Source organism: Streptomyces sp. NPDC018833 (assembly GCF_044390825.1).
In the GTDB taxonomy this organism is placed as follows: domain Bacteria; phylum Actinomycetota; class Actinomycetes; order Streptomycetales; family Streptomycetaceae; genus Streptomyces.
The window spans coordinates 1-26,145 of record NZ_JBIRZM010000003.1; the positions used below are offsets into that span (position 1 = coordinate 1).

Here is a 26,145-nt window from a genome sequence, read left to right on the forward strand (position 1 = left end):
GAGCGAGCGTTCTGTGGGCACTTCTGCGTGACGGACGGGTCTTCACCTCCGCCCCGCCGGTCACGCAGGCGGCTTGACTTCGTCATTGAGACTCCTGGGAGTGGAGACGGTACGGGGCGCAGGCGGGTTCCGCGAGCCCCGGCCGGCGTGAAACGACAGATCGGCCCGTACGGGCGGCCGGTTCGTGTCAGGCGGTCGAGGCGTGTGCGCGGGCGTCCGTACGCGCCCGGTCCCTGGACCGCCTCGCGGGGCCGGACCAGCCGCAGCTGCAGCGGGCGACAGCGAAGGAACCACGTTCGACGGTCGTGGTGAGGTGCGCCGGATTGCCGGCGGGCAGGTCCTGCTGGGGCACTTGCCAACCGTACTGCCCCGGCAGCGTGTCGCAGGGCGCGGGGACCGGCGTGACGAGGTGACCGGGCGGTCGTTATCCGAAGGGAGTGTCCCCGGGCCTCCTCGGACCGAGGGGAGGGGTGGGGCTCGTCCAAGCAGTGGTCCGGCTCTGGGGGTTGGCAGGCGATGGTGGTGCAGCAGCACAGGCGCAGGGGCGGCGCGGTCGCCGTCGCGGCGACCGTGGTGGGGGTGATGGCCGCCACCGGGTGCTCCGGCGCGGGCGCCGCCGAGGACAGCAGAGGACAGGGCGCCATCGACGAGGTCCGCAGCGCGGCCGACGCGCTGGCCGCGGCGAAGAGCGCCGGGGCGCGTACGTCGATGGAGATGGCAACGGGCGGCACCCGGGTCACCATCCGTGGCGAGGGCGGTTACGACTTCGTCCGGCGGATGGGCCGGCTGACCGTCGTCCTGCCGCAGGACCCCGCGGGGGAGCGCGGGCACGAGCCGATCACCGAGCTGCTGACGCCGGGTGCGCTCTACATGAAGAACCGGGGCGCGGGGGTGCCCGCGGACAAGTGGGTGCGGGTCGACACCACCACGCTGGCGGACGGGAACCTCGTCACCGGCGGCGCGACCGACCCGCTGGCCGCTGCCGAACTGCTGCGCGCTGCCGAGCAGGTGACGTACGTGGGCGAGACGGAGCTCTCCGGCCAGAAGCTGCGGCACTTCCGGGGCACGACGGACATCGGCAGGGCGGCGAAGACCGCCGAACCGCACGTGCGGGCGTCGCTGGCGGCGGCGGCCAGAGGGTTCACCAGGGACGTCGTCCCGTTCGACGCGTATCTCGATGACTCCGGTCTGCTGCGCAAGGTGCGGCATCGTTTCAGCTTCGTGAACGACGGCCGGGCGGTGGCGGTGACCTCGACGACCGTGCTGTTCGACTTCGGAACCCCGGTGCGGGTACGGCTCCCGGACCGGGAGGACATCTACTCCGGCAAGATCAAGGCCTGAGCGGTGGTGGACCGGGCAGCGTGAAGGGGCCCGGGAAGGCCAGGGCCCAAATGGTCCGGACGTGCCATGCGCGGTGTGTGTCCGCTCCCTACGCTAGGGAACCGACATCGGCCGGAAGAGGTGATTGCACGTGGCACCGCTCAGTACGACGACGGTCCAGGAGGACCACGTGGCCGTCGCCCTCGCCGAGATCGAGCTGTGCGGCGAGCTGATGATCGCGGCATCCGCGGCGGACGAGGACCGGCTCAGCCCCGACCGTATCGACGAGGTGCTCATGGTGGCGGCGGAGAGGCCGGTGGGGGCCGTCGGAGCGGGATGATCGCCACCCGTCGTCGACGGCCCGGATGAGGTCGTACGGCAACGCCGGATGAGGTCGTACGGCGCGGGGCGCCGGCACCGGCGCGCGGGCGTATAGATCAAGCCACTCGCACCGTCCCGCGCGGCGCGGCGGTCCACGGCGCGGGACGGCGCGAAACGGGCGTAAACGGCCTGGTCAGGTGCGCAGCAGGCGAGCGATCGCCTTCGTCGCCTCCTCCACCTTCGCGTCGACCCCGGCGCCGCCTTTGACGGCCGCGTCAGCGACGCAGTGCCGCAGGTGCTCCTCCAGGAGCTGCAGTGCGAAGGACTGCAGCGCCTTCGTCGAGGCCGAGACCTGGGTGAGTATGTCGATGCAGTAGACGTCCTCGTCGACCATCCGCTGCAGCCCACGGATCTGCCCCTCGATGCGGCGCAGCCGCTTGAGGTGCTCGTCCTTCTGCTTGTGGTAGCCGTGCACGCCGTGGTCGTGGTCGGTCTCGTGGTCCGTGACCGGGGGGCCGGCCGCCTCGGTGGTCGTCATCGCGTCCTCCCGCTGTCCAGAAAGGGAATGTATACCCCTCGTGGGTATATCGTAACGAATCGTGGGGAAACCTGTGGGGGTCTGTGCTGATCCGGCCAGTTCATGGGCGACACTGGGACCTTGCCGGTTAGCCGTGGCCGGATGATGCGCCTAGCATCAGCCTGACCGAATCCAATGCACCCCGAGGACCCCACGTGCGTTTTCGTCTGACCCCCAGGGAGACGAGCTTCTACGACATGTTCGCCGCGTCCGCGGACAACATCGTGACCGGCTCGAAGCTCCTGATGGAACTGCTCGGCGCGGAGTCCAGCGCCCGGGCCGAGATCGCGGAACGGATGCGGGCAGCCGAGCACGCCGGGGACGACGCGACACACGCGATCTTCCACCAGCTCAACTCCTCGTTCATCACGCCGTTCGACCGCGAGGACATCTACTCGCTCGCATCGTCGCTCGACGACATCATGGACTTCATGGAGGAGGCCGTCGACCTCGTCGTCCTCTACAACGTGGAAGAGCTCCCCAAGGGTGTCGAGCAGCAGATCGAGGTCCTGGCCCGTGCGGCCGTGCTGACTGCCGAGGCCATGCCGCACCTGCGCACCATGGACAACCTCACCGAGTACTGGATCGAGGTCAACCGGCTGGAGAACCAGGCGGACCAGATCCACCGCAAGCTGCTCGCCCACCTCTTCAACGGCAAGTACGACGCCATCGAGGTCCTCAAGCTCAAGCAGATCGTGGATGTGCTCGAAGAGGCCGCCGATGCGTTCGAGCACGTCGCGAACACGGTGGAGACCATCGCGGTCAAGGAGTCCTGAACTTCGTGGACACCTTCGCCCTGATCGTGACCATTGGTGTCGCGCTCGGATTCACGTACACCAACGGCTTTCACGACTCCGCGAACGCCATAGCGACCTCCGTCTCCACGCGTGCGCTGACGCCACGCGTTGCGCTGGCGATGGCCGCGGTGATGAACCTGGCGGGTGCGTTCCTCGGGCAGGGCGTCGCCAAGACCGTCAGCGAAGGACTCATCGCGACGCCCGAGGGCTCGCGCGGTATGGGCATCCTCTTCGCCGCGCTGGTCGGGGCGATCGTGTGGAACCTCGTCACCTGGTACTTCGGCCTGCCGTCCTCCTCCTCGCACGCGCTGTTCGGCGGCATGGTCGGCGCGGCGCTCGCGGGCGGGACGGACGTCATCTGGACCGGCGTCCTCGAGAAGATCGTCATCCCGATGTTCGTGTCGCCCTTCGTCGGGCTCATCGCCGGTTACCTGGTGATGGTCGCGATCCTGTGGATGTTCCGGAAGTCCAACCCGCACAAGGCGAAGCGCGGTTTCCGTATCGCCCAGACGGTGTCGGCGGCCGGTATGGCGCTCGGTCACGGCCTGCAGGACGCGCAGAAGACGATGGGCATCGTGGTGATGGCCCTGGTCATCGCGGACGTGGAGAACGCGGGCGACCCGATCCCGACCTGGGTGAAGATCGCCTGTGCGCTGATGCTGTCGCTGGGCACGTACGCGGGCGGCTGGCGCATCATGCGGACGCTGGGCCGCAAGATCATCGAGCTGGATCCGCCGCAGGGGTTCGCGGCGGAGACGACGGGTGCGTCGATCATGTTCGGCTCGGCGTTCCTGTTCCACGCGCCGATCTCGACGACCCATGTGATCACCTCGGCGATCATGGGTGCCGGGGCGACGAAGCGGGTGAACGCGGTGCGGTGGGGCGTCGCGAAGAACATCGTCCTCGGGTGGTTCATCACGATGCCGGCGGCGGCGACGGTTGCTGCGCTGAGCTACGGGGTCGTGTACCTGGTCTTCGGCTGACGCCGAGCTGTGGGGAAGGGGCCCGGTCACCTGGGGGCGGCCGGGCCCTTTGGCTTTCGGGGCGGCCCGCGGGACCGAGGCTCCGCCCTGCCGGACTTCCGCTGGCTCCGCCCCCGGACCCTCGCGCCTCAAGCGCCCGGGGGCTGGAGATTTTCCGTGCGCAACCGGGGCTCCGCCCCGCGCCCCGCGCCTCAAGCGCCGGCGAGGCGGGAGGTTGCCCTGCGACACGTCCCAAATCGCCGGCGAGGTGGCTGTGCCTGCGGGCAACTCCAGCGCGTCCGGCCATTGAGGACACGGCCGAAGGCGGTACGGGAACTCGGGGCGGAGCCCCGGTACGAGGTTGGAGAGCCCTGCCCACGGACGTCGGACCGTAGGCGTCGCCGAAACGGTACCGGGACCGGGGCGCGGAGCCCCGGTCCGCGAAACAGATCCTGCTCACGGTCTCGGACCGTAGGGGTGCGCGGCCGCCGCCGCGGGCGGTACGGGGTCGGGGCGGAGCCCGGTACTGGATGGGCCCAGCGTCACAGTCGTCGGACCGTAGGCATCGCCGCAGCGGTACCGGAGGTTCCAGGCGGAACCCGGTCCGGGAAGTGGATACCTGCGCACGGTCTCGGTAGGGGGTGCGCGGCCGCCGCCGCGGGCGGTACGGGGTCGGGGCGGAGCCCGGTACTGGAGGGGCGCCGGCCCACGGTCGTCGACCAGTAGGCATCGCCGCAGCGGTACTGGGGTTCCAGGCGGAGCCCGGTCCGGAAGCGGGGATCCCTGCCTACGGTCGTCAGACCGTAGGGGCGAGGGCCGTCGAAAGGCGATGCCGGGACGGGGGAGGCCAGGTGCTGGAGGGGCGCCGGCCCACGGTCGTCCGACCGTAGGCGTTGCGAGGCCACCGCCGCGAGCGATAGCGGGGTCCGGGACGGAGCCCCGTGTACGGGATGGGGAGCGGGAGACACGCGTGGGCCCGCCCCCTGGGAGAGGGAGCGGGCCCTTCGTCTTGTGGGTGGCACCGCCATGCAGCACCCCAAGACGTCTTATCCGAAGCGTCCCGAGATGTAGTCCTCGGTCGCCTGGACGGACGGGTTGGCGAAGATCCGCTCGGTGTCGTCGATCTCGACGAGCTTGCCGGGCTGGCCGACCGCCGCCAGGTTGAAGAAGGCCGTGCGGTCCGAGACACGCGCCGCCTGCTGCATGTTGTGCGTCACGATGACGATCGTGAAGCGCTCCTTCAGCTCACCGATCAGGTCCTCGATCGCGAGCGTCGAGATCGGGTCGAGCGCCGAGCAGGGCTCGTCCATCAGCAGCACGTCCGGCTCGACGGCGATCGCGCGGGCGATGCACAGACGCTGCTGCTGACCGCCGGACAGACCCGAGCCCGGCTTGTTGAGGCGGTCCTTGACCTCGTTCCACAGGTTCGCGCCCTTGAGGGACCTCTCGACGACGTCGCTCAGCTCGGACTTCTTGTAGTTGCCGTTCAGCCGCAGACCCGCCGCGACATTGTCGAAGATCGACATCGTCGGGAACGGGTTCGGCCGCTGGAACACCATGCCGACCGTGCGGCGCACGGCCACCGGGTCGACGCTCGAGCCGTACAGGTTCTCGTCGTCCAGCATCACCTTGCCCTCGACGCGGCCACCGGGGGTGACCTCGTGCATACGGTTCAGGGTGCGCAGGAACGTGGACTTGCCGCAGCCGGACGGGCCGATGAAGGCCGTGACGGAACGGGGCTCCACGGTCATCGAGATGTCCTCGATCGCCTTGTGGGAGCCGTAGTAGGCGGTCAGGCCGCTGACGTCGATTCGCTTGGCCATGTCACTTCACTTCCAAAAGTGCCCCGCGTCGGCGGAGCCGATGTCGTGGCCTCAGCGGCCGGTCTTCGGGGCCTTCCAGCGGGCGATGCCGCGGGCGACCAGGTTGAGGAGCATGACGAAGGCGATCAGCACCAGCGCGGCGCCCCAGGCGCGCGCGATCGAGGCGTCCGTGCCGACCGCGTACTGCTCGTACACGTACAGCGGCAGTGAGGACTGGGCGCCTTCGAAGGGGTTCGGGTTGATCAGCTTCGTGCCGAACACGAGCAGCAGCACGGGGGCGGTCTCACCCGTGACGCGCGCGACGGAGAGCATCACGCCGGTGGTGATGCCACCGATCGCGGTGGGCAGGACCACCTTGAGGATGGTCCGCCACTTCGGCACGCCGAGGGCGAGCGAGGCTTCGCGCAGCTCGTTCGGGACCAGCTTCAGCATCTCCTCGGTGGAGCGGACGACCACCGGCATCATCAGGATCGCGAGCGCGATGGCGCCGGCGAAGCCGGAGGGGCCGAAGCCCAGCATCAGGTTCCACGTCGCGAGGACGAACAGACCGGCGACGATCGACGGGATACCGGTCATGACGTCGACGAAGAACGTGACGGCCTTGGCCAGCTTCCCGCGTCCGTACTCGACCAGGTAGATCGCGGTGAGCATGCCGATCGGCGCGGCGATCACCGTGGCGATCAGGACCTGCTCGATGGTGCCGAGCAGCGCGTGGTAGATGCCGCCGCCGGGCTGTGCGTCGAGCACGCCGTTCATCGAGTGGCTGAGGAAGTAGCCGTCGACGACCTCCATGCCCTTGCTTATGGTGACCCAGCCGAGCGAGAGCAGCGGCACGACGGCCAGGACGAAGCAGACCCAGACGACGCTGGTGGCGACGCGGTCCTTGGCCTGGCGGACGTTCTCCACCTTCGCCGTGATGACGTAGGTCGCGGCGACGAAGAGCAGCGCGGCGATCAGGCCCCACTGGATGCGGCTGTGCCAGCCGGCGCCCAGGCCGATGCCGCATCCCGCGGCGATCGACCCGGCCGCGATGGCGGCCGGCGCCCAGCGCGGCATGCGCGCGTGCGACAGGGGGGCGGTGCGTACGGCGGCGGGCGCCGGACGCTTGTCCTCAATGACCTGGCTCATGCGTTGGCCCCCGAGTACTCCTTGCGGCGGGCGATGATCGCGCGGGCCGCTCCGTTGACCAGCAGGGTGATGACGAACAGGACGAGGCCGGAGGCGATCAGCGCGTCACGGCCGAACTCGTCCGCCTCGTTGAACTTCGCGGCGATGTTCTGCGCGAACGTGCCGCCGCCCGGGTCCAGCAGGTGCGCGGAGATGAGGAAGCTGGGGGACAGGACGACGGCGACGGCCATCGTCTCGCCGAGGGCGCGGCCCAGACCCAGCATGGAGGCGCTGATGATGCCGGAGCGGCCGAAGGGCAGCACCGACATGCGGATGACCTCCCAGCGGGTGGCGCCGAGGGCGAGAGCGGCCTCTTCGTGCATCCGCGGCACCTGGAGGAAGACCTCACGGGTGACGTTGGTGATGATCGGAAGGATCATGATCGCCAGCAGGATGCCCACGGTGAACAGGTTGCGGGCGACGCCCTCGCCGGTCTTGTCGAAGATGTAGGTCCAGCCGAGGTACTCGTCGAGCCAGCTGTTCAGGCCGTCGAGGTAGGGCACCAGGAAGATGGCGCCCCACAGGCCGTAGATGATGCTGGGGACGGCGGCCAGCAGGTCGACGACGTACGCGAGCGGGGCGGCGACCTTGCGCGGTGCGTAGTGCGATATGAACAGCGCGATGCCGATGGCGACCGGCACGGCGATGACCATCGCGATGACCGAGCTCACGACCGTGCCGAAGGCGAGCACGGCGATGCCGAACACCGGCGGGCTGCCGGCCGGGTTCCACTCGGAGGCGGTGAGGAAGTTGGCGTCGTCCTTCGAGATGGCGATCGCCGCGCGGTACGCGAGGAATCCCGCGATCGCGGCCATGATCACCAGCAGCGAGATGCCCGCTCCCCGGGACAGGCCCAGGAAGATGCGGTCGCCGGGGCGGGCCTTTCCGCGGGCGCTGCGCTCGGCGCCGGGCGCGCGCGGCGGTGGGTTCTTCGTGGTGGTTGCTGTATCCATTGTCAGTCTCCGGTCTGCGGAGCCATGGGGCTCCAGGCGGCGGTGCACCGGATGCCGGGGCCGGCCCGCGCGGTGGCGGACCGGCCCCGGCCGGACGTCAGGCCAGGGTGGGGACGATCTCGCGGACCTTCGCCGCGATCTCGGCGGGCAGCGGGGCGTAGCCGGCCTCGGCGAGGACCTTCTGGCCCTCGTCGCTGACGGTGTAGTTGAGGAACGCCTTCAGGGTCGGCAGCGTCTCCGCCTTGTTGCCCTTGTCGCAGGCGATCTCGTACGTCACGAGGATGATCGGGTAGGCGCCCTCGGCCTTCGTCTTGTAGTCGAGGGAGAGGGCCAGGTCGTTGCCGGTGCCCTTGATCTTGGCGGCGGCGATGGCCTTCGACGCGTTCTCGGTCGTGGCCTCGACCGGGGCCGCGGCACCGGTGTTCAGCTTGACGGTGTCGATGGACTGCGAGGTCGCGTACGACAGCTCGAAGTAGCCGATGGAGCCCTGGGTCTGCTTGACCTGGGCGGCGACGCCGGAGGAGCCGTTGGCGGCCTGGCCACCGGGGGCGAGCCACGACTTCGACTTCGGGTCGTGCTTCCAGTCGGCCGGGGCGGCCTCGCTGAGGTACTTGTGCAGGTTCTGCGTGGTGCCCGACTCGTCGGAGCGGTGGAAGGCCTGGATCTCGGTGTCAGGCAGCTTCACGCCGGGGTTGAGCTTGGCGATGGCCTCGTCGTTCCACTTCTTGATCTTCGAGTCGAAGATCTTCGCCAGGGTGGAGGAGTCGAGGACCAGGTTGTCCACGCCGTCCAGGTTGTAGCCGATCGCGACGGGGCCCCCGACCATCGGCAGGTTGATGCCCTGGCCGCCCTTGCAGATCTTCTTGGACTCCTCGACCTCCTCCGGCTTCAGCGCGGAGTCGGAGCCGGCGAAGGCGACCTGGCCCTGGTTGAACTTGGTGATGCCGCCGCCGGAGCCGATGGCCTGGTAGTTGACCTCGACGCCGGAGCAGGCGGCCTGGAAGTTCTTGACCCACAGGTCCATGGCGTTCTTCTGGGCGGTCGAGCCGGCCGCGAGGAGCTGGCCCTTGGCGTCGTCGCACTTGACGTTCGACGCAGCGCCGGTCTTGGTGCCGTTGCCGGGCGTGGCGTTGTCGTCCGAACCACACGCCGTGAGGGCCAGGGCGCCGGACAGGGCGAGGGCACCGAGCGCGGTGGCACGAAGCCCGTTCTTGCGCTGAAGCTTCACTTTCGGGTGTTCCTTCCAGGAGCCGCCGGACGCTGACCTTGTCGTCACGTTCTGTGGCGGCGTGTGTCGGGGGTGGGGGACCGGCACTGCACCGGACACCGTGTAAGGCCGAAATTAGGCAGATCAGGTGAAGTGACCAACGGGGGAGAGTGAACGCGAGGTGAACCGTGTCGGACGGCCTGGTGCTGCTCCCACGAATGACCTGATCGAGTTCCAGAATTGACCTGATCGAGAGCGCCTGCTCGCCGGACCGGCCCGGCCGGGGGGCGCTCAGGCCGTGTGCAGCGCCTGCATCAGGGCGTCGACCAGCGCACGGTCCCGGGGCTGGGTGAGCCGGTCGCGTGCGGCGGCGGGCGACAGCCAGACGATGCTGTCCACCTCGGTGCCGGCCGCGAAGGAACCCGAGCGGGCCTCGGCGGCCCAGTACACGACGTGCTTGGGCCGACCGCTCGCGAGGTAGCGGACGGAGGGCAGCCGGGCGCCCGGGACGCACCGGTGGCCGGTCTCCTCCAGGACCTCGCGCAGGGCGGCGGTCAGCGCGTCCTCACCGCGCTTGAGCTTGCCCTTGGGGTGCGACCAATCGTCGTATTTCGGCCGGTGGACGAGGCAGATCTCGATGCCGTCGTCCCCGTGCGGGGAGCGGCGCCACAGCACGCAGCCGGCGGCCCGCACCGGCTCGGTGCCGGCCGGCTCGTCTTGCCTCGTGGCGCCGTCGGTCATGGCGTGACGACCGTCACCGTGGCGTGCCGCCATTCCTGCTGGAAGGCGAACCTGGCGGCCTCGACCTCGTGCCGCTGGTCGGCGTGGAGCACGCCGAGGGCGTACGCGGTGGCCGGCGCGATCCGGGGCGTACGGGCCGCTGCCGCGGCGGCCTCGGACGCCTCGGCGGCGTCGCGGTGGTGGTCCAGCACCAGTCCGGCGTGGCACAGGACCGGTTCGGCGCCGGGGTGCAGCACCTCCTGTGCGTGGCGGTGCACCCGCAGCAACCTGCGGACCTCGTGCCACGGGACGTCCTGCTCCTCGCCGGCGGTAGTGGCCGCGAGGCCGTTGACCAGGGCGTCCGCGTTGTACGGGTGGGCCGCGCGGCCCAGGGGCAGCCGGGCGACGGCGTCGAGGAGGCGTCGCTCCGCGACCTCGGCGAGCAGGCCGAGCGTCTCGGCGGCCGGGCCCGCGGCGGCGGGGGCCAGCGGGAGCTCGGAGGCGAGTAAGGCGACGGCGTCGGCGACGGCGTGGAACCGGGAGGAGCCGAGCGCCTGTAGCGCGGCGGAGTGCGCCCGGGTCCGGGCGAGGGTGAGCTGCCGCTCCAGCAGGGCCCCGGCCCGCGCGGCCCCGACGGTGAGTGCTCCGCGCGCAGGGGCCGGGGCGCTGTTCGCGGGTCCGGTGGGACGGTCCTGGTGTGCCTCGCGGTGTCCGGTGGGACGGTCCTGGTGTGCTTCGCGGTGTCCGGTGGGACGGTCCTGGTGTGCTTCGCGGTGTCCGGTGGGACGGTCCTGGTGTGCTTCGCGGCGCCCGGTTGTGCTGTCCGCCGCGGTCGGCAGCGTGTCGGTCGCGACGCCCGATGCCCCCGCTCGGGAGGCGGCCGCCGCGTCCGTGCGCCGCACGCCTCGGTCGCGCCCTCGGGCCGGGCCTGCCGCGGCCGCGTGGCCGCCCGCCGCGAGGGCCGCCTCTTCAGGCGTGTCGGTACCGCCCGGGACCGGCGTCACCGGGTTGGCCGTACGGCCCGCTGCTCCCGCCGCGGCGTGGCCGCCCTGGCCGGAGGCGTACCGCACGGACACCTCCGTTCGCGCCGGTGGCAGGGGGGCGGTGCCCGACAGGCGCGACAGTGCGTCCAGCAGGCGGGCCAGGCGGGACGTGCAGGAGTGTTCCTGTGCGAGGGTCGCGGACAGCCAGCCCAGTTCCGTCCGCAGGCCGTCCGCCCAGGCCGGGTCGAGCAGTGGGCGGAAGGTGTGCAGCGTCCCGCTGATCCGGCTCGACGCCGCCCGCAGCGCGCGCGCCGCCTCCGCCGTGCCCGCCGTGTCCGCGCCGCTCTCACTGTGCAGCCGCAGACTGCGCAGGAAGTCTCCCGCCTGCGTGTGGAGGTAGTGGGCGACCGTCTCGCCCGCCGTGGCGGTGTCGCGGGAAAGTTCAGGGCTGTGCACGCCGGCGCCTCCGGGCGTCTATGAGCGTCTCCTGTACGTGCCGCAGCGGCTGACCGTCGGTGTCCGTGGCGTGCCGGGTCCACGCGCCGTCCGGGCCGAGGTGCCAGGACGACGTGGTGTCGGACATGCCCGACTCCAGCAGCCGGGTCAGGGCCGCGCGGTGGGCCGGGTCGGTGACCCGTACCAGTGCCTCGATACGGCGATCGAGGTTGCGGTGCATCATGTCGGCGCTGCCGAACCACACCTCCGGTTCGCCGCCGTTGCCGAAGGCGAAGACGCGGGAGTGTTCGAGGAAGCGGCCGAGTATCGAGCGCACCCGGATGTTCTCCGAGAGGCCCGCGACGCCGGGGCGGATCGCGCAGATGCCGCGTACCCAGATGTCGACCGGGACACCCGCCATCGCCGCCCGGTAGCAGGCGTCGATGATCGCCTCGTCCACCATGGAGTTGACCTTGATGCGCACATAGGCGGGGCGGCCGGCGCGGTGATGGGTGATCTCCTTGTTGATGCGGGAGATCAGGCCGTCGCGCAGGGACTTTGGGGCGACCAGCAGCCGGCGGTAGGTCTCGCGGCGGGAGTAGCCGGAGAGCCGGTTGAAGAGGTCGGAGAGGTCCGCGCCGACCTGCGGGTCGGCGGTCAGCAGCCCGAGGTCCTCGTAGAGCCGGGCGGTCTTGGGGTGGTAGTTGCCGGTGCCGACGTGCGAGTAGCGGCGCAGCGTCTCGCCTTCCTGCCGGACGACGAGCGACAGCTTGCAGTGTGTCTTGAGGCCGACGAGCCCGTAGACGACATGGCAGCCGGCCTCCTCCAGCTTGCGCGCCCACTTGATGTTGGCCTGCTCGTCGAAGCGGGCCTTGATCTCGACGAGGACGAGGACCTGCTTGCCGGACTCGGCGGCGTCGATGAGCGCGTCGACGATCGGGGAGTCGCCGGAGGTGCGGTACAGGGTCTGCTTGATGGCGAGGACGTCGGGGTCGGCCGCGGCCTGCTCCAGGAAGGCCTGGACGGACGTGGAGAACGAGTCGTACGGGTGGTGCAGCAGTACGTCCCGTTCGCGCAGGGCCATGAAGATGTCGGGCGCGGAGGCGGACTCGACCTCGGCCAGCTCCCGGTGGGTGCCCGCGACGAACTTCGGGAACTTCAGCTCGGGGCGGTCCAGCGCCGAGATCCCGAACAGGCCGGTGAGGTCCAGGGGCCCGGGCAGCGGGTACACCTCGGCGTCGGAGACCTTCAGCTCGCGCACCAGCAGGTCGAGCACGTACGGGTCGATGGACTCCTCGACCTCCAGGCGCACCGGCGGGCCGAAGCGGCGCCGCATGAGCTCCTTCTCCAGGGCCTGGAGCAGGTTCTCCGCGTCGTCCTCCTCGACCTCGAGGTCCTCGTTCCTGGTCACCCGGAACATGTGGTGGGCGAGGACCTCCATGCCGGGGAACAGCTCTTCGAGGTGCGCCGCTATGACGTCCTCCAGCGGCACGTACCGCTGCGGGGAGGCCTCCAGGAAGCGGGAGAGCAGCGGCGGCACCTTGACCCGGGCGAAGTGGCGGTGGCCGCTGACCGGGTTGCGCACGACGACGGCGAGGTTGAGCGAGAGTCCCGAGATGTACGGGAAGGGGTGCGCGGGGTCGACGGCCAGCGGCGTGAGGACCGGGAAGATCTGCTGGCGGAAGAGGGTGAAGAGGCGGGCCTGCTCCTTCTCGGTGAGCTCGGGCCAGCGGATGAGGTGGATGCCCTCGTCGGCGAGTGCGGGGGCGACGTCCTGCTGGAAGCAGGCGGCGTGGCGTGCCATGAGTTCGCGCGAGCGGGTCCAGATCAGGTCGAGGACCTCGCGGGGCTGGAGACCCGACGCGGAGCGGGTGGCGACGCCGGTGGCGATACGGCGCTTGAGTCCTGCCACCCGGACCATGAAGAACTCGTCCAGGTTGGACGCGAAGATGGCGAGGAAGTTGGCCCGCTCCAGCAGGGGAGTGGCCGTGTCCTCGGCGAGTTCGAGGACGCGTTCGTTGAACGCGAGCCAGCTGCGCTCGCGGTCGAGGAACCGCCCCTGGGGCAGCTCACCGGCGAGCATGTGCTCCGACTCCTCGACGTAGGTGTCGAGATCCGCGTCGAGATCGGGTTCGAGATCGGAGACGGTGGCGGCGACGGTGTGCGGCCGGTGCGCCGCTATGGACGCGACGGACGGCTGGGGGTGCTGGACCGGGACCTCGGCGGGCTGCTGGCTCATGACCCCATTGTTCCGCGCGGAAAGTGTCACCGGCGCGTCGGAGAGGGCCGGGGCGAGGGCTTTTCTCCGGTCGGGGGAGTCGGGCACAGCGGGCTGCATTGCCCGAGGGTCGCAAGGGCGTCTGAATGCTCGGTAACGACGACATGACGTGAGGAAAACGTGGCGGGGCCCAGGGGGGTCGTTCCGGGGCGTTCGTGTATGCGCTCGGGTGCGGTTGGTTGTGATGGCGTTGTGGGGTGTTCGGGGTGGGAGTGGGTGACCTTTCGGGGTGGGGTTCGTTGATCAGTTCGACAGGGGGCGGTTTGGGATTCCGGGCGGGGGTGGTGGGGTGCGGTCGGTTTCGGGTCTGCGGGTGGCGGCTGCGCCGTTCGTCGCCCAGGGGCCGTCGGGTGTGGCGGTGCGGGACCGGTTGAAGCACCTGACCGCTGAGGATGTGGAGGTGCTGCGGTGGGTGGGTGCGCATCTGGGTGCGCTGGCCTCCCGGGACCTCAAAGCGCGCTGCGGGGACGGGTTGGATCACTCGGCCGAGTCGTGGGCGGGGCGTAAACGGGGCCTGACGTCGCTGTCGTCGTCGCGGTGGGCGGGGGCGGTGACGAAGGCGTCGCACGATCAGTGGGCGCTGGCGCGGCGCTGCCTGACCTCGCACATCCAGCAGTTGGAGGCTGGGATCGGCATGCTGCGGCACCGGCTGTCCCTGCCGGTCGGGGCACGCGGCTCGGGAAAGGCGCCGGGTGGGTACCGGTCGCGGCGGGAGTGGCATGCGAAGTCCCGTCGGCTGCGGGTCCTTCAGGCGCGGTATGCGGCGGCTGTTGTGGACTGGGAGGCGGGGCGGGTGCGGGTGGTGCGCGGTGGCCGCCGCCTGCTGAACACCCGGCACCATCTCGCCGAGGCCGGGTGGACGGAGGCCGAGTGGCGGGAGCGGTGGGAGGCCGAGCGCTGGTTCCTGTCGGCGGACGGGGAAGCCGGGAAGCGGTACGGCAACGAGACCATCCGGATCAGCCCTGGCGGGCAGGTGTCGATCAGGCTCCCGGCGCCTTTGGCGCATTTGGCGAACGCCCCACACGGCCGGTACGTGCTCGCCTGCCGGGTGCGGTTCGCGCACCGGGGCGCCGAATGGGCCGGCCGCATCGAAGCGAACCGGGCCGTCGCCTACCGCATCCACTACGACACCGACCGCGGCCGCTGGTACCTGACCGCCTCCTGGCAACACCCGTCCACCCCCACGGTCCCGCTGGAATCCGCGCTCGCCCGGGGTGTGATCGGTGTCGACATGAACGCCGACCACCTCGCCGCCTGGCGCCTCGATGCCCACGGCAACCCCATCGGCAACCCCCACCGCTTCTCCTACGACCTCACCGGCACCGCCCCACATCGCGACGCCCAGGTCCGCCACGCCCTCTCGCGACTGTTGCACTGGGCGAAAGCGTGCGATGTGGCCGCGATCGCTGTCGAGGACCTGGACTTCACCAAGGACAAGACCCGGGAGAAGCACGGCCGCAAGAAGCGGTTCCGGCAGCTCGTCTCCGGCATGCCCACCGGCAGGCTCCGCACCCGGCTCGCCTCCATGGCCGACGCCACGGGCATCAGCATCATCGCCGTCGACCCCGCCTACACCAGCAAGTGGGGTGCCCAGCACTGGCAGAAACCCCTGACCAGCACCACCCGCAACACCACACGCCACGACGCTGCCGCCGTGGCGATCGGAAGACGCGCCCAAGGGCATCCGATCCGGCGACGGACGACACCGCCCCACGACGACCGGAGTGATCGTCGTGGGCATCGGACCGTCCAGGCCCGACCGGACACCCTCGGGCGTGAGGAACCCCGCCCCCGTATTCCCGGACCACGCACACGATGCGCGCCGCCCGGACACGGAGCGAACGCGGGCAACCAGAACGCCCAATACCGTTCGGAGCGTTCGACTGAGCACACGTCCTGGCAACAGGACTCACTCCCGCTCAGCCCATAGGAACGGTTTGTCCTGGGCGACGTACGAGTTTCGCGTATGGACGCGGGCTCGGCGCCGCGGTAGGTCTTGCCGAGGCCCTGCGCCTCGATCGCGGTCGCGGTCATATGCCGCCCCCCTCATGTCCGTCCGGTCCCTCGGCCTCCAGTACGGAGGTGAGGAGAGCGGTGATGTCGTCCGTCTCCAGTCCCGTCGCGCGGGCCCGTGCCACCCAGTCGGCGAGCTCGGCGCGCAGCGGTGTGCCGGCCGCCTGGCCGCCGAGGGTCCCGGTCACGAAGGTGCCGAGGCCGCGGCGGGCCTCGACGAGTCCTTCGCGTTCGAGCTCGCGGTAGGCCTTGAGCACGGTGTTCGGGTTGATGGCCGTGGCCTCGACGACCTCGCGTGCCGTCGGCAGGCGGTCGCCGGGGCGCAGCAGTCCGAGGCGCAGGGCCTGTTTGGTCTGCTGGACGATCTGGAGGTAGGTGGCGACGCCACTGCGCCGGTCGATGCGGAACTCGACCACGTCACTTCACCACCCTTTCACTAGTTGAGTAGTGAAAGGGTGGTGTAAAAGAGGGGGCGGTGTCAATGCCCCGCCCCCTCCGGCCGTCGGCGGCCGGCTCAGGTCTCGGTGCGGTACATCAGGTCCACCTCGTGCGTCACAAAGCCCAGTTGCTCGTACACCCGCAGCGCTGCCAGGTTGTCGGCGTCCACGTAGAGCATCGCGGTGGGCAGGCCCTGGGCGGCGAGGTGGCGCAGGCCGGTCGCCGTGAGGGCCCTGCCGAGGCCGCCGCCCTGGGCGTCGGGGCGGATGCCGACGACGTAGACCTCGCCGAGCTGTTCCTCCGCATGCACCTTCGTCCAGTGGAAGCCGACGATCCGGCCGCCCCGTTCGGCCAGGAAGAAGCCCTTGGGGTCGAACCACGGCTCGGCCTTGCGGTCGTCCAGGTCCCGCTGGGTCAGCGAGCCCTGCTCGGGGTGGTGGGCGAACGCGGCGGCGTTCACCTCGAGCCATGCGGCGTCGTCCTGCCCCGGCACGAAGGTCCGTACGGTGACACCCGGCGGGAACACCGCCTCAGGGACGCTCTGCGGGGTCAACGGGCGGCGCAACTGGCGCAGTTCACGGAACAGCGTCAGGCCGAGGACCTGTGCCAGGTGACGGGCGGCGGACTTCCCGCCGTGCGCCCAGACCCGCAGCCGCTTGCCCGACGCGTCGAGCAGGGTCGTCCCGAGGGCCCGTCCGTGGCCGCGTCCGCGGTGGCTCGGGTGGACCACGAGCTCGGCGGCCGGGGCCTCGACGGGATCGGTGTCCTCCAGTTGGGCGTAGCCGACGAGCTTGCCCTCGACGGTGAGCAGGAAGTGCCGCACGCCTTCCCGCCGGCCGCCGCGCAGCTGCAGTCGGCCCTGCTCGGAAACGGCCTGCATCCCGTCGGACCGGACGGCTTCGGCGAGCAGCTCGGACACGGCCTCGGCCTGCTCCGCGGCGAGTTCGTCGAGGGACTGGATCTGCCGGCCGGGCTCCGGAATCACTGCGTCGATCGTCATGTGTCGAGGGTACGGCGGGGGATGGCGGTGCGGGTGATGCGTGGTACGCGATGTGTCGGACCGGTCGGGAGTGGCGGGGCCGGTCGCGGGGACAGTCGCGGGCGGGGGGACGCGGCGCACGCGGGGCGGACGCCGCCGGTCGTGGCGCGCCGGGGCCGGAGGGGCCACAGCCGTCCCGCCCGCGGGGGCGGAGTACGCCGATCGTGGCATGCCGGGACCGCAGCGGAGAAGCCGGTGCGTCCCGCCGCGCGGGACGAGGGGGGTCGTCGGGCGTCTGTGCGGCAGCGCGCTAGGCCGGTGTGCGTTCCGCCCGCCGCGCCGGATGTGTGAGCGGGTGAGCCGGTGTGTCCCGCCGGGCAGGACCTGATGGGTCGTCGGCCTCTGTGCGGCAGCGTGCTTGGCCGGTGTGCGTTCCGCCCGCCTCGCCGGATGTGCGAGTAGGCGAGCCGGTGGTCCCGCGGCGCGGCCGATATGCCTGGAACGCCCCGTTCCTGCGTGATGGCAACCAGGCCGTAACCCGTATCCCCCTGTCGTGCTACGCGCGTTGACTCTAGGCTGCCGCTCGCAGCCCCTTCACCACGTTGGACCTGACGAGGAGACAGATGTCAGCGACACCCCCCAAACATCGCGCGGCCAGGCGCACCCGGCGCATGCTCGCCGTTGCCGCCGGGCTGGCGACGGCCGGCGCGCTCGCCGCCGCGCTGCCGGCCGGCGCCACCGACGCTGACCGGCAGGGCTCAGGGCACCATCACCCGCGCACCGTCGATGTGCAGTTGCTCTCCTTCAACGACCTGCACGGCAACCTGGAGCCGCCGGCCGGCTCGGCCGGCGCCGTCTCCGAGAAGCAGGCCGACGGCACGGTCAAGACGATCCCGGCCGGTGGCGTCGAGTACCTCGCGACCTCGCTGCGCACCGCGCGCCAGGCGCACCCGTACTCCGTGACCGCGGCCGCCGGTGACCTGGTGGGCGCGAGCCCCCTGCTGTCCGGCCTCTTCCACGACGAACCGACCGTCGAGGCGCTCAACAAGCTGGACCTCGACGTGGCGGGCGTGGGCAACCACGAGTTCGACGAGGGCGCGGTCGAGCTGGCCCGGCTCCAGAACGGCGGCTGCCACCCGACCGACGGCTGCTTCGAGGAGGGCAAGGAGTTCGAGGGAGCGGACTTCCCGTACCTCGCGGCCAACGTCACCAAGGAGTCGACGGGCAAGCCGATCCTGAAGCCGTACACCGTCTGGAAGAAGAACGGCGTCAAGATCGGCTTCATCGGGGTGACCCTGGAGGGCACGCCGGACATCGTCAGTGCGAACGGCATCAAGGGCCTGAAGTTCCACGACGAGATCGAGACGGTCAACAAGTACGCCCGTGAGCTGGACCGCAAGGGCGTGAAGTCGATCGTCGCGCTCATCCACGAGGGCGGCTCGCCCGCCTCCGCGTCGTACAACTACGACTGCGACTCGCCGGGTGCGGGCGACGGGATCTCCGGCCCCATCGTGGACATCGCCAAGGGCATCACGCCCAAGGTCGACGCGCTGGTGACCGGCCACACCCACCAGGCCTACGTGTGCACGGTCCCGGATCCGTCCGGCAAGCCGCGCATGGTCACGTCGGCGTCCTCGTACGGCAAGCTCTACACCGACACCACCCTCACCTACGACCGGCGGACCGGTGACATCGTCCGTACCTCGGTGAAGTCGGCGAACCACATCGTCAGCCGTGACCAGGCCAAGGCCCAGGACATGACGGACCTGATCACACGCTGGAACAAGCTGGCCGCGCCGATCGCGAACCGTCCGCAGGGCTTCATCTCCACCGACATCAACGGCCGTGGCGCCACCACCCTGGAGAAGCCGCTCGGCGACCTGATCGCGGACGCGCAGCTCGCCGGCCTCGCACCGGCGGACAAGGGCGGTGCGCAGCTGGCGCTGATGAACCCGGGCGGTATCCGCTCGGACCTCGTGTACAAGGCGTCGGGCAGCGAGGGCGACGGTGTGGTGACGTACGGCGAGGCCTTCACGGTCCAGCCGTTCACCAACATGATGAACGTCGTCGACCTGACCGGGGCCCAGCTGATCACCGCGCTCCAGCAGCAGGTCAGCGGCCCGAACGAGGCGTCCCCGAAGATCCTCCAGATCTCGAAGGGCTTCACCTACACCCTGGACCTGACGAAGACCGGCGCCGACCGGATCGTGGTGGACTCGGTGAAGCTGAACGGCGGGGCGATCGACCCGGCGAAGACCTACCGGGTCGCGATGAACGAGTTCCTCGCGGGCGGCGGTGACGGCTTCGCGGTCTTCAAGGAGCACACCAACAAGCTGGTGGGCGCCTCGGACCTGGACGTCTTCAACGCCTACCTGGCGGCGAACTCCTCGGCGTCCGCGCCGATCGCGCCGCCGGCCGCGGACCGCATCACGATCGTGCGGTAAGCGGTAAGCGGTAAGCGGTAAGCGGTAAGCGGTAAGCGGTGAACGCGACGCGCGAAGCGCGCGAGGCGAACGGTGGGGCGGTGGGCCGGTGGGCCCGCCGCCCCACCGGGGTCATGGGGCGCTGTACGGCCGGGCCGGTGGGTCCCCGGGCCCTGGCGCAGTTTGTCGTGGCCGCGTCATACTCCGCTGCCATGGACCGACGGAGATTTCTCTCGGGCGCGGCGGCCTTCTCCGCCGCCGCCCTCATCGGCGCCCCCCACGCCGCCGCCGCACCGCGCCGTACCACCCTGTCCGCGCAGGACTGGATGGCCGGTGCCGCCGACTCGACGCCTCTTCAGCGACTGACAATCCCCGGCACCCACGACTCGGGCGCCCGGTTCGGCGGGCTGTGGACGCAATGCCAGAACACGACCATCGCCGAGCAGTTGAACAGCGGCATCCGCTTCCTGGACGTACGGTGCCGCGTGACCGGCGGCTCGTTCGCCATCCACCACGGGCCGTACTACCAGAACATGATGTTCGGCGATGTCCTCGTGGCCTGCCGTGACTTCCTCACCGCCCACCCCTCCGAGACCGTGCTGATGCGGGTCAAGCAGGAGTACTCCGAGGACAGCGACACGACCTTCCGGGCGATCTTCGACGACTACCTCGACGGTCGCGGCTGGCGGCCGCTGTTCAGCATCGCCGACAGCATCCCCGTGCTCGGCCAGGCGCGCGGGAAGGTCGTCCTCCTCGGCGACAACGGCGGCCTGCCGGGCGTGCGGTACGCGGACGGCGCGCTCTTCGACATCCAGGACGACTGGAACGCGGCGCCCAGCGCCAAGTACCCCAGGATCGAGGCGCAATTCCGCAAGGCCGTGGAGCAGCCGGGAAAGCTGTTCGTCAACTACGTCAGCACGGCGGCGTACCTGCCCCCGCGCTGGAACTCCGACAACCTCAACCCGCGCGTCCACTCCTTCATCGACAGCTCCGTGGCGAGCGGCTGGCGCGGGCTCGGGATCGTCCCCATGGACTTCCCCAACACCCGTGCCGGCCTGGTCGATTCCCTCATCCGCCACAACGGCTGACGGGCCCCGGCGCGCCGGCCGCTGGTGGCGCGGACGCGGGCGGGCATGAGGTACGGGCGGCCAAGAGGTGCGGGCGGGCAGGGCCCGGGGTTCCGCTGCCGGCGATGCATGCCGCTGACAGCGGCGCGGGCGCTGCCCGGCACCGCCACCGGGCCGTGCCCGCTCTACCGAACCGTGGACGGCGGTGGCGTCGACGCGCCCGGCAGGCGGATCACCGCAACGGTGCCGCCGCCCTCCGCCGGGGCGAGCGCCACCTCGCCGCCCGCCTGTCGGACCGTACGGGCCACGATCGACAGGCCCAGCCCCGACCCCGGCAGCGACCGTGCCGACGGAGAGCGCCAGAACCGCTCGAAGACATGCGGGAGTTCCTCGGCTCCCATGCCGGGCCCGTGGTCGCGCACCGTCAGCTCGCCGTCCCGCAGACCGACCTGGACGACTCCGCCGGGCGGTGAGAACTTCACCGCGTTGTCCAGCACGTTGACCAGCGCCCGTTCCAGGGAAGCCTGTTCACCTCGTACGTACCAGGGTCGGACGTCGGCCTCGAGCGTCAGCTCCGGCCCGCGCAGCCGGGCCCGCTCCAGCGCGCCGTCGACGATCTCGTGCAGCGCCACGACCTGCACCTGGCGGCCGTGAGCCCCGCTGTCGGGCCTGGACAGCTCCTGGAGATCGCCGATCAGCGACGCCAGTTCCGTCATCTGCGCCTTCACCGACGCCAGCAGGGCCCGGCGGTCCTCCGGCGGGATCGCGCGTCCGGTCTCCTCGCTGCGGGCCAGCAACTCGATATTGGTCCGCAACGAGGTGAGCGGGGTGCGCAGTTCATGACCTGCGTCGGCGATGAGCTGCTGCTGAAGGTCGCGCGAGGAGGCGAGCGCGGCGGTCATCGCGTTGAACGAGCGCGACAGCCGGGCGATCTCGTCGTTGCCCTCGGCCGGGATGCGCACGCTCAGGTCCTCGGTACGGGCCACATGCTCGACGGCGCCGGTCAACCGGTCCACGGGGGCGAGTCCCGTGCGCGCGATCCACAGGCCGGCCGCGCCCGCGCCGAACACGCCGACGCCGGAGACGACGAGCAGTAGCAGGGCCAGCTCGCGCAGCGTGTTCTCCATCTCCTTGAGCGGGAACGCGTACATGACGGCGGTGTCCTGGACGACTCCGCCGACCCCACCGGCCGGGCCGTCAGCGACGGCCGCGACGGTCAGTACCCGCACCGACCGGCCCTCGGTGTCCGTGCCGTCGCGGTACGTCTCGACCGTCGGGTCACCGGCCCGTGCCACGTCCCGGTCGGCGGCGGTGACCTGGACGGTGCCCGCTGAGTTCTTGGCGAAGACGCACGGCCGGTCGTCGTCGGCCCGGGCGAACTGGAAGTAGTAGTCGGACCTCGGCCCCTGGAACTCGGCGGGGTCGGCGGTCTCCCGGGCGCAGCTGCCCAGCGTGGCGGCGATGTCGATGGCCCGCAGCGGCGGCGTGTTCTCGCTGACGGAGTGCAGCTTGTCGTCCACCTCGTCGTACAGCTTGCCGCGAACGACGACCCAGCAGACGGTGGAGACCACCGCCACGGCCAACGCGACCGCCGTCGCCACCAGCAGAGCGAGCCGGGAGCGCAGGGGCAGGGCACGCAGGCGTGCGATCACTCCGGACCGCCCGACCGCAGCACGTATCCCACGCCGCGCACGGTGTGCACCAGCCGCGGTTCACCGGCCGCCTCCGTCTTGCGCCGCAGGTACATCACGTACACGTCCAGCGAGTTGGAACTGGGCTCGAAGTCGAAGCCCCACACGGACTTGAGGATCTGCTCACGGGTGAGGACCTGGCGCGGATGGGCCAGGAACAGCTCCAGGAGCGTGAACTCGGTACGGGTCAGCTCCACGCGACGGGTGCCACGGGTGACCTCGCGCGTCGCCGGGTCCATGCGCAGATCGGCGAACGACAGCACGTCCCCCTCGGCTGCGGCCCCGGTAGCCGCCGCGTACGAGCTGCGCCGCAGCAGCGCCCGGATCCGTGCGAACAGCTCGTCCAGCTCGAACGGCTTGACCAGGTAGTCGTCGGCGCCCGCGTCGAGCCCGGTGACGCGGTCGCCGACCGTGTCGCGGGCCGTCAGCATCAGGATCGGCACCCGGGACCCGGCGGACCGCAGCCGACGGGCGGCGGTCAGGCCGTCCATCCGGGGCATCTGGATGTCGAGGACGATCAGATCGGGGGCGTACGCCTCCGCCTTGGCGAGAGCGTCGACGCCGTCGACGGCGACCTCGGTGCCGTACCCCTCGAAGGCGAGGGAGCGCTGCAGCGCCTCGCGCACGGCGGGCTCGTCGTCGACGATGAGGATGCGGTCGCCTTCAGTCATGGACCCAGCCTCGCACGCGATCAGTTGTCCCCGCCGGAGCGCAGACTGTCCAGGTCGGCCTTGACCGTGTCGATGGGGATGGCGAAGCCGAGACCGACGCTGCCTGCCGTGGAGCCGGTGGCCGAACTGGGCGAGTACATGGCGGAGTTGATGCCGATGATCTCGCCGTTCATGTCGATCAGCGCGCCGCCGGAGTTGCCGGGATTGAGGGAGGCGTCGGTCTGGATCGCCTTGTAGGTGGTCCTGGAGTCGCCGGTGTCGCCGTTGAACTGCTGTCCGCCGAACTCGAAGGGCCAGTTCTGGCGGGGGTCCTGCCGCTCCTGGTCGTCCTGCTTGGCGACCGTCACGTCACGGTCGAGCGCGGAGACGATGCCGCTGGTGACGGTGCCGGTCAGACCCTCGGGGGACCCGATCGCGACGACCTCGTCGCCGACCTTGACGGCGCCGGAATCGCCGAGGGTGGCGGCCTTCAGTCCGGACGCGCCGTTCAGCTCGATGAGGGCCAGGTCCTTGTCGGGATCCGTACCGACGATCTCGGCGGTGTACGTCTTGCCGTCGCCGAGCCGCACCTTGATGCTGTCGGCTCCGGAGACGACGTGGTTGTTGGTGACGATCTCGCCACCGGAGGTGATGATCACGCCGGAGCCGGTGGACTGTCCGGCGGCGGAGGTGGCATTGATCTCGACGATGCTTGGCGAGACGGCCTGGGCGACGCCGGCGACGGTGCCCTTGCTGGTCTGCGAGACGTTGGTGCCCGCGGCGACGGAGCCGGAGCCGGTGCTGCCGCCGCCGGCGAACTGCCCGACGAACGCGGAGGCGCCGCCGCCGACGGCCGCGGCGGCGATCGCGACAGCGGCGATGAGCGCGACGGGCCGCTTGGCCCGGGCCCGGTGCGTCGTCGGCGCGTGACCGACGGGCGCCGGCGCTTCACCGACGGGCGGTTGGTAGGCCGCCCCACCGCCCCCCGGCCACACGGTGACCGGCGGCCCCTGGGGCGGGGGCGGCGGCGGGCAGGTGCCGGGATGGTGGTGGGTTCCCTCGTCGCCGCTCGGGCGGTAGTGGTCGCTCATGGAAGCGACTGTCGGGGGTGCAGATGAGAGCAGTCTGAGGCGGCGCTGAGAAGCCCGACAGAACGTCGTGGCCGGCGGCGGTAAGTGCCGTCGACCGGGTCGACCAGGGCAAGCAGGTGGTGTCGGTGCGGGGGTGGCGAGTCCATTGCAGCCTCGTCGGCGTTTGAGGCGCGGGGTCCGGGGCGGCGCCCCGGCGGGTGTGTGGTGCGCTTGGCAGGGCAGCCAGGCCGGGCGGCGCGCCCCGGCGGGTGTGTGGTGCGCTTGGCAGGGCAGCCAGGCCGGGCGGCGCGCCCCGGCGGGTGTGTGGTGCTCGGAGGCGCAGCTACGCCGGGGGCGGCGCGCTCCGGCGGTGCGGGGCGCTCGGGGCGCAGCCACGGCCGCCGGGGGGCGCGCCCACACCAAGCGCGACGCGCCCGCGCGTCAGCCGCAGCCGCAGGAGCGGCGGATGACCAGCCCCGAGGGGAAGAGCTTCACGCGTTCGCGGCGGGAGCCCGCCACCCGCAGGCCGTCGTCCAGGACGAGGTCCACCGCGGCGCGGGCCATCGCCGGCCGGTCCGAGGAGATCGTCGTCAGCGGCGGATCCGTCAGCGCCGCTTCCTTCACGTCGTCGAAGCCGGCCACCGCCAGCTCGCCCGGTACGTCGATCCGCAGCTCCCGCGCCGCCCGCAGCACGCCGAAGGCCTGGTCGTCCGTCGAGCAGAAGATCGCCGGAGGGCGGCCCGGCCCGGACAGGATCTGCAGCGCGATCCGGTAGGCGTCGTAGCGGTTGTACGGCGCCTCGAAGAGCCGGCCGTCCGTCGAGCGCCCGGATTCCTTCATCGCCCGGCGCCAGCCCTCGACGTGGTCGGCGACCGGGTCGCCGATCGCGGGGGTCGACTCGACACCGCCGAGACAGGCGACGTACTCGTGGCCGTGCTCCAGCAGATGCCGCGTCGCGAGCTGCGCACCGCCGATGTCGTCGGTCACGACTGCGACGTCGTCGATCGCCTCGGGCCGCTCGTGCAGCAGCACGACCCTCGCGTCCCACGCCTCGATCTCGGCCGCGGCCCGCTCGCTCATGCCCTGGCTGACCAGGATCAGTCCCGAGACGCGCATTCCGAGGAACGCCCGCAGATAGTGGACCTCGCGCTCGTCGCGGTAGTCGGAATTGCCGACGAGCACCATTTTTCCGCGCTCGGCAGCGGCCTGTTCGACCGCATGTGCCATTTCGGCGAAGAACGGCTGCCGGGCGTCCGGCACGATCATGCCTATGAGGTCGGTCCGCCGCGAGGCCATCGCCTGCGCGACCCTGTCCGGCCGGTAGCCCAGCTCCTTGATCGCTGCGAGAACCCGCTCGCGCGTGGCCGGGGCGACCGGCCGGGGTCCGTTGTTGATGACATAGCTGACGACGGCGGTCGAAGTACCCGCCAGTCTCGCTACGTCGTCCCGCGTCACCTTGGCCACGGCGCGCAGTCTACGCGGGGTGACCTACCTCTGGGCAGGGCGGACGGCCGCTTCCTCCACTTCAGGGGTGTCCTCCGTCTGGGTGACGGCCGCGGCGGCCTTCGCCTTGGCCTCTTCGGCAGCACGTTCGACCTTCTCCGGGGCGACGAAGCGGTAGCCCACGTTCCGTACGGTTCCGATCAGGGACTCGTGCTCGGGACCGAGCTTGGCGCGCAGCCGCCGTACGTGGACGTCGACCGTGCGCGTGCCGCCGAAGTAGTCATAGCCCCAGACCTCCTGGAGAAGCTGGGCGCGGGTGAAGACCCGGCCCGGGTGCTGGGCGAGGTACTTGAGGAGCTCGAACTCCTTGAAGGTCAGGTCCAGGACCCGCCCCTTCAGCTTGGCGCTGTACGTCGCCTCGTCCACCGACAGATCGCCGTTGCGGATCTCCATGGGAGAGTCGTCGGCGGTGATCTGCTGGCGGCCCGTCGCGAGCCGCAGCCGCGCCTCGACCTCGGCGGGGCCCGCGGTGTCGAGCAGGACGTCGTCGACGCCCCAGTCGGCGGTGACGGCGGCCAGCCCGCCCTCGGTGACGACGAGGATCAGCGGGCAGCCCGGCCCGGTGGAGCGCAGCAGCTGGCACAGGGAACGCACCTGTGGCAGGTCGCGGCGACCGTCCACGAGGATCACGTCGGCACCCGGGGTGTCGACGAGGGCTGGGCCCTCGGCGGGGGCCACCCGTACGTTGTGCAGCAGCAGGCCGAGGGCGGGGAGCACCTCCGTCGACGGCTGGAGAGCATTGGTGAGGAGCAGCAGAGAGCTCATCGG

The 26,145-nt window shown here is 70.9% G+C and carries 22 protein-coding genes and 1 pseudogene; 7 read left to right on the plus strand and 16 right to left on the minus strand.

The window, feature by feature from the left end:
• Positions 1-187: 187 nt before the first annotated feature.
• A complete protein-coding gene (locus tag ACH5AF_RS07180) occupies positions 188-352 on the minus strand; it encodes a hypothetical protein (RefSeq protein ID WP_215178134.1) in 165 nt (54 codons plus the stop codon).
• 164 nt (positions 353-516) lie between these two features.
• Between ACH5AF_RS07180 and ACH5AF_RS07185 the strand changes: the two genes are divergently transcribed.
• Both ACH5AF_RS07185 and ACH5AF_RS07190 read left to right on the plus strand, forming a co-directional pair.
• Positions 517-1,341 carry a hypothetical protein gene (locus ACH5AF_RS07185; RefSeq protein WP_398900474.1) on the plus strand — a complete coding sequence of 275 codons (825 nt, stop codon included), beginning with the start codon at positions 517-519 and terminating at the stop codon, positions 1,339-1,341.
• 124 nt (positions 1,342-1,465) lie between these two features.
• Positions 1,466-1,660 carry a hypothetical protein gene (locus ACH5AF_RS07190; RefSeq protein WP_398900475.1) on the plus strand — a complete coding sequence of 65 codons (195 nt, stop codon included), beginning with the start codon at positions 1,466-1,468 and terminating at the stop codon, positions 1,658-1,660.
• Between the two features lie 174 nt (positions 1,661-1,834).
• Here ACH5AF_RS07190 and ACH5AF_RS07195 read toward each other — a convergent pair whose 3' ends face one another.
• Positions 1,835-2,179 carry a metal-sensitive transcriptional regulator gene (locus ACH5AF_RS07195; RefSeq protein ID WP_251022193.1) on the minus strand — a complete coding sequence of 115 codons (345 nt, stop codon included), beginning with the start codon at positions 2,177-2,179 and terminating at the stop codon, positions 1,835-1,837.
• Positions 2,180-2,373: 194 nt separating this feature from the next.
• Here ACH5AF_RS07195 and ACH5AF_RS07200 point away from each other — a divergent pair, with 194 nt between their 5' ends.
• Together ACH5AF_RS07200 and ACH5AF_RS07205 are read left to right on the plus strand one after the other, a co-directional pair.
• On the plus strand, positions 2,374-2,994 hold the full coding sequence (locus ACH5AF_RS07200) for a DUF47 domain-containing protein (RefSeq protein WP_398900476.1): 621 nt from the start codon (positions 2,374-2,376) through the stop codon (positions 2,992-2,994).
• Positions 2,995-2,999: 5 nt separating this feature from the next.
• Positions 3,000-3,998, plus strand: coding sequence for an anion permease (locus tag ACH5AF_RS07205; protein WP_398900477.1), 999 nt, complete (start codon positions 3,000-3,002; stop codon positions 3,996-3,998).
• A 1,025-nt stretch (positions 3,999-5,023) separates the two neighbouring features.
• Here the strand turns inward: ACH5AF_RS07205 and pstB are convergent.
• The 7 genes from pstB to ACH5AF_RS07240 form a co-directional block, all read right to left on the minus strand.
• The gene (gene pstB / locus ACH5AF_RS07210; protein ID WP_398900478.1) at positions 5,024-5,800 is read right to left on the minus strand and encodes a phosphate ABC transporter ATP-binding protein PstB; all 777 of its coding nucleotides are present in this window, start codon (positions 5,798-5,800) and stop codon (positions 5,024-5,026) included.
• A gap of 51 nt (positions 5,801-5,851) precedes the next feature.
• Positions 5,852-6,928 (minus strand): phosphate ABC transporter permease PstA, encoded by a 1,077-nt coding sequence (pstA, locus tag ACH5AF_RS07215; protein ID WP_398900479.1) that lies wholly within the window; start codon positions 6,926-6,928, stop codon positions 5,852-5,854.
• Positions 6,925-7,920 carry a phosphate ABC transporter permease subunit PstC gene (gene pstC / locus ACH5AF_RS07220; RefSeq protein ID WP_398900480.1) on the minus strand — a complete coding sequence of 332 codons (996 nt, stop codon included), beginning with the start codon at positions 7,918-7,920 and terminating at the stop codon, positions 6,925-6,927. The genes pstA and pstC overlap by 4 nt, the downstream gene beginning before the upstream one ends.
• Before the next feature lie 97 nt (positions 7,921-8,017).
• Positions 8,018-9,148 carry a phosphate ABC transporter substrate-binding protein PstS gene (gene pstS, locus ACH5AF_RS07225; protein ID WP_398900481.1) on the minus strand — a complete coding sequence of 377 codons (1,131 nt, stop codon included), beginning with the start codon at positions 9,146-9,148 and terminating at the stop codon, positions 8,018-8,020.
• A gap of 270 nt (positions 9,149-9,418) precedes the next feature.
• Positions 9,419-9,868, minus strand: a complete 450-nt coding sequence (locus ACH5AF_RS07230) for an NUDIX hydrolase (RefSeq protein ID WP_398900482.1) — start codon at positions 9,866-9,868, stop codon at positions 9,419-9,421.
• Positions 9,865-11,286 (minus strand): hypothetical protein, encoded by a 1,422-nt coding sequence (locus ACH5AF_RS07235; RefSeq protein ID WP_398900483.1) that lies wholly within the window; start codon positions 11,284-11,286, stop codon positions 9,865-9,867. Before ACH5AF_RS07235 ends, ACH5AF_RS07230 begins: the two co-directional genes overlap by 4 nt.
• On the minus strand, positions 11,273-13,504 hold the full coding sequence (locus tag ACH5AF_RS07240) for an RNA degradosome polyphosphate kinase (RefSeq protein WP_398900485.1): 2,232 nt from the start codon (positions 13,502-13,504) through the stop codon (positions 11,273-11,275). The genes ACH5AF_RS07235 and ACH5AF_RS07240 overlap by 14 nt, the downstream gene beginning before the upstream one ends.
• A 307-nt stretch (positions 13,505-13,811) precedes the next feature.
• On the opposite strand from ACH5AF_RS07240, the pseudogene ACH5AF_RS07245 reads away from it, so the two are divergent.
• A pseudogene (locus ACH5AF_RS07245) lies at positions 13,812-15,473 on the plus strand (IS200/IS605 family accessory protein TnpB-related protein).
• Between the two features lie 100 nt (positions 15,474-15,573).
• On the opposite strand, the gene ACH5AF_RS07250 reads toward ACH5AF_RS07245, so the two are convergent.
• Both ACH5AF_RS07250 and mshD read right to left on the minus strand, forming a co-directional pair.
• The gene (locus tag ACH5AF_RS07250) at positions 15,574-15,972 is read right to left on the minus strand and encodes a GntR family transcriptional regulator (RefSeq protein ID WP_398900486.1); all 399 of its coding nucleotides are present in this window, start codon (positions 15,970-15,972) and stop codon (positions 15,574-15,576) included.
• A 98-nt stretch (positions 15,973-16,070) separates the two neighbouring features.
• On the minus strand, positions 16,071-16,994 hold the full coding sequence (mshD, locus tag ACH5AF_RS07255; RefSeq protein WP_398900487.1) for a mycothiol synthase: 924 nt from the start codon (positions 16,992-16,994) through the stop codon (positions 16,071-16,073).
• Between the two features lie 602 nt (positions 16,995-17,596).
• Here mshD and ACH5AF_RS07260 point away from each other — a divergent pair.
• On the plus strand, positions 17,597-19,417 hold the full coding sequence (locus tag ACH5AF_RS07260) for a bifunctional metallophosphatase/5'-nucleotidase (RefSeq protein ID WP_398900488.1): 1,821 nt from the start codon (positions 17,597-17,599) through the stop codon (positions 19,415-19,417).
• A gap of 191 nt (positions 19,418-19,608) precedes the next feature.
• Positions 19,609-20,484, plus strand: a complete 876-nt coding sequence (locus ACH5AF_RS07265; RefSeq protein WP_398900489.1) for a phosphatidylinositol-specific phospholipase C — start codon at positions 19,609-19,611, stop codon at positions 20,482-20,484.
• A 164-nt stretch (positions 20,485-20,648) separates the two neighbouring features.
• On the opposite strand, the gene ACH5AF_RS07270 is transcribed toward ACH5AF_RS07265, so the two are convergent.
• From ACH5AF_RS07270 to ACH5AF_RS07290, 5 genes are all read right to left on the minus strand, one after another.
• Positions 20,649-22,115, minus strand: coding sequence for a sensor histidine kinase (locus tag ACH5AF_RS07270; RefSeq protein WP_398900490.1), 1,467 nt, complete (start codon positions 22,113-22,115; stop codon positions 20,649-20,651).
• The gene (locus ACH5AF_RS07275; RefSeq protein WP_398900491.1) at positions 22,112-22,825 is read right to left on the minus strand and encodes a response regulator transcription factor; all 714 of its coding nucleotides are present in this window, start codon (positions 22,823-22,825) and stop codon (positions 22,112-22,114) included. The genes ACH5AF_RS07270 and ACH5AF_RS07275 overlap by 4 nt, the downstream gene beginning before the upstream one ends.
• Positions 22,826-22,845: 20 nt before the next feature.
• On the minus strand, positions 22,846-23,895 hold the full coding sequence (locus ACH5AF_RS07280; RefSeq protein ID WP_398900492.1) for a S1C family serine protease: 1,050 nt from the start codon (positions 23,893-23,895) through the stop codon (positions 22,846-22,848).
• 420 nt (positions 23,896-24,315) lie between these two features.
• Positions 24,316-25,338 carry a LacI family DNA-binding transcriptional regulator gene (locus ACH5AF_RS07285; RefSeq protein WP_398900493.1) on the minus strand — a complete coding sequence of 341 codons (1,023 nt, stop codon included), beginning with the start codon at positions 25,336-25,338 and terminating at the stop codon, positions 24,316-24,318.
• 24 nt (positions 25,339-25,362) lie between these two features.
• The gene (locus tag ACH5AF_RS07290) at positions 25,363-26,142 is read right to left on the minus strand and encodes a response regulator transcription factor (RefSeq protein ID WP_398900494.1); all 780 of its coding nucleotides are present in this window, start codon (positions 26,140-26,142) and stop codon (positions 25,363-25,365) included.
• Positions 26,143-26,145: the final 3 nt, after the last annotated feature.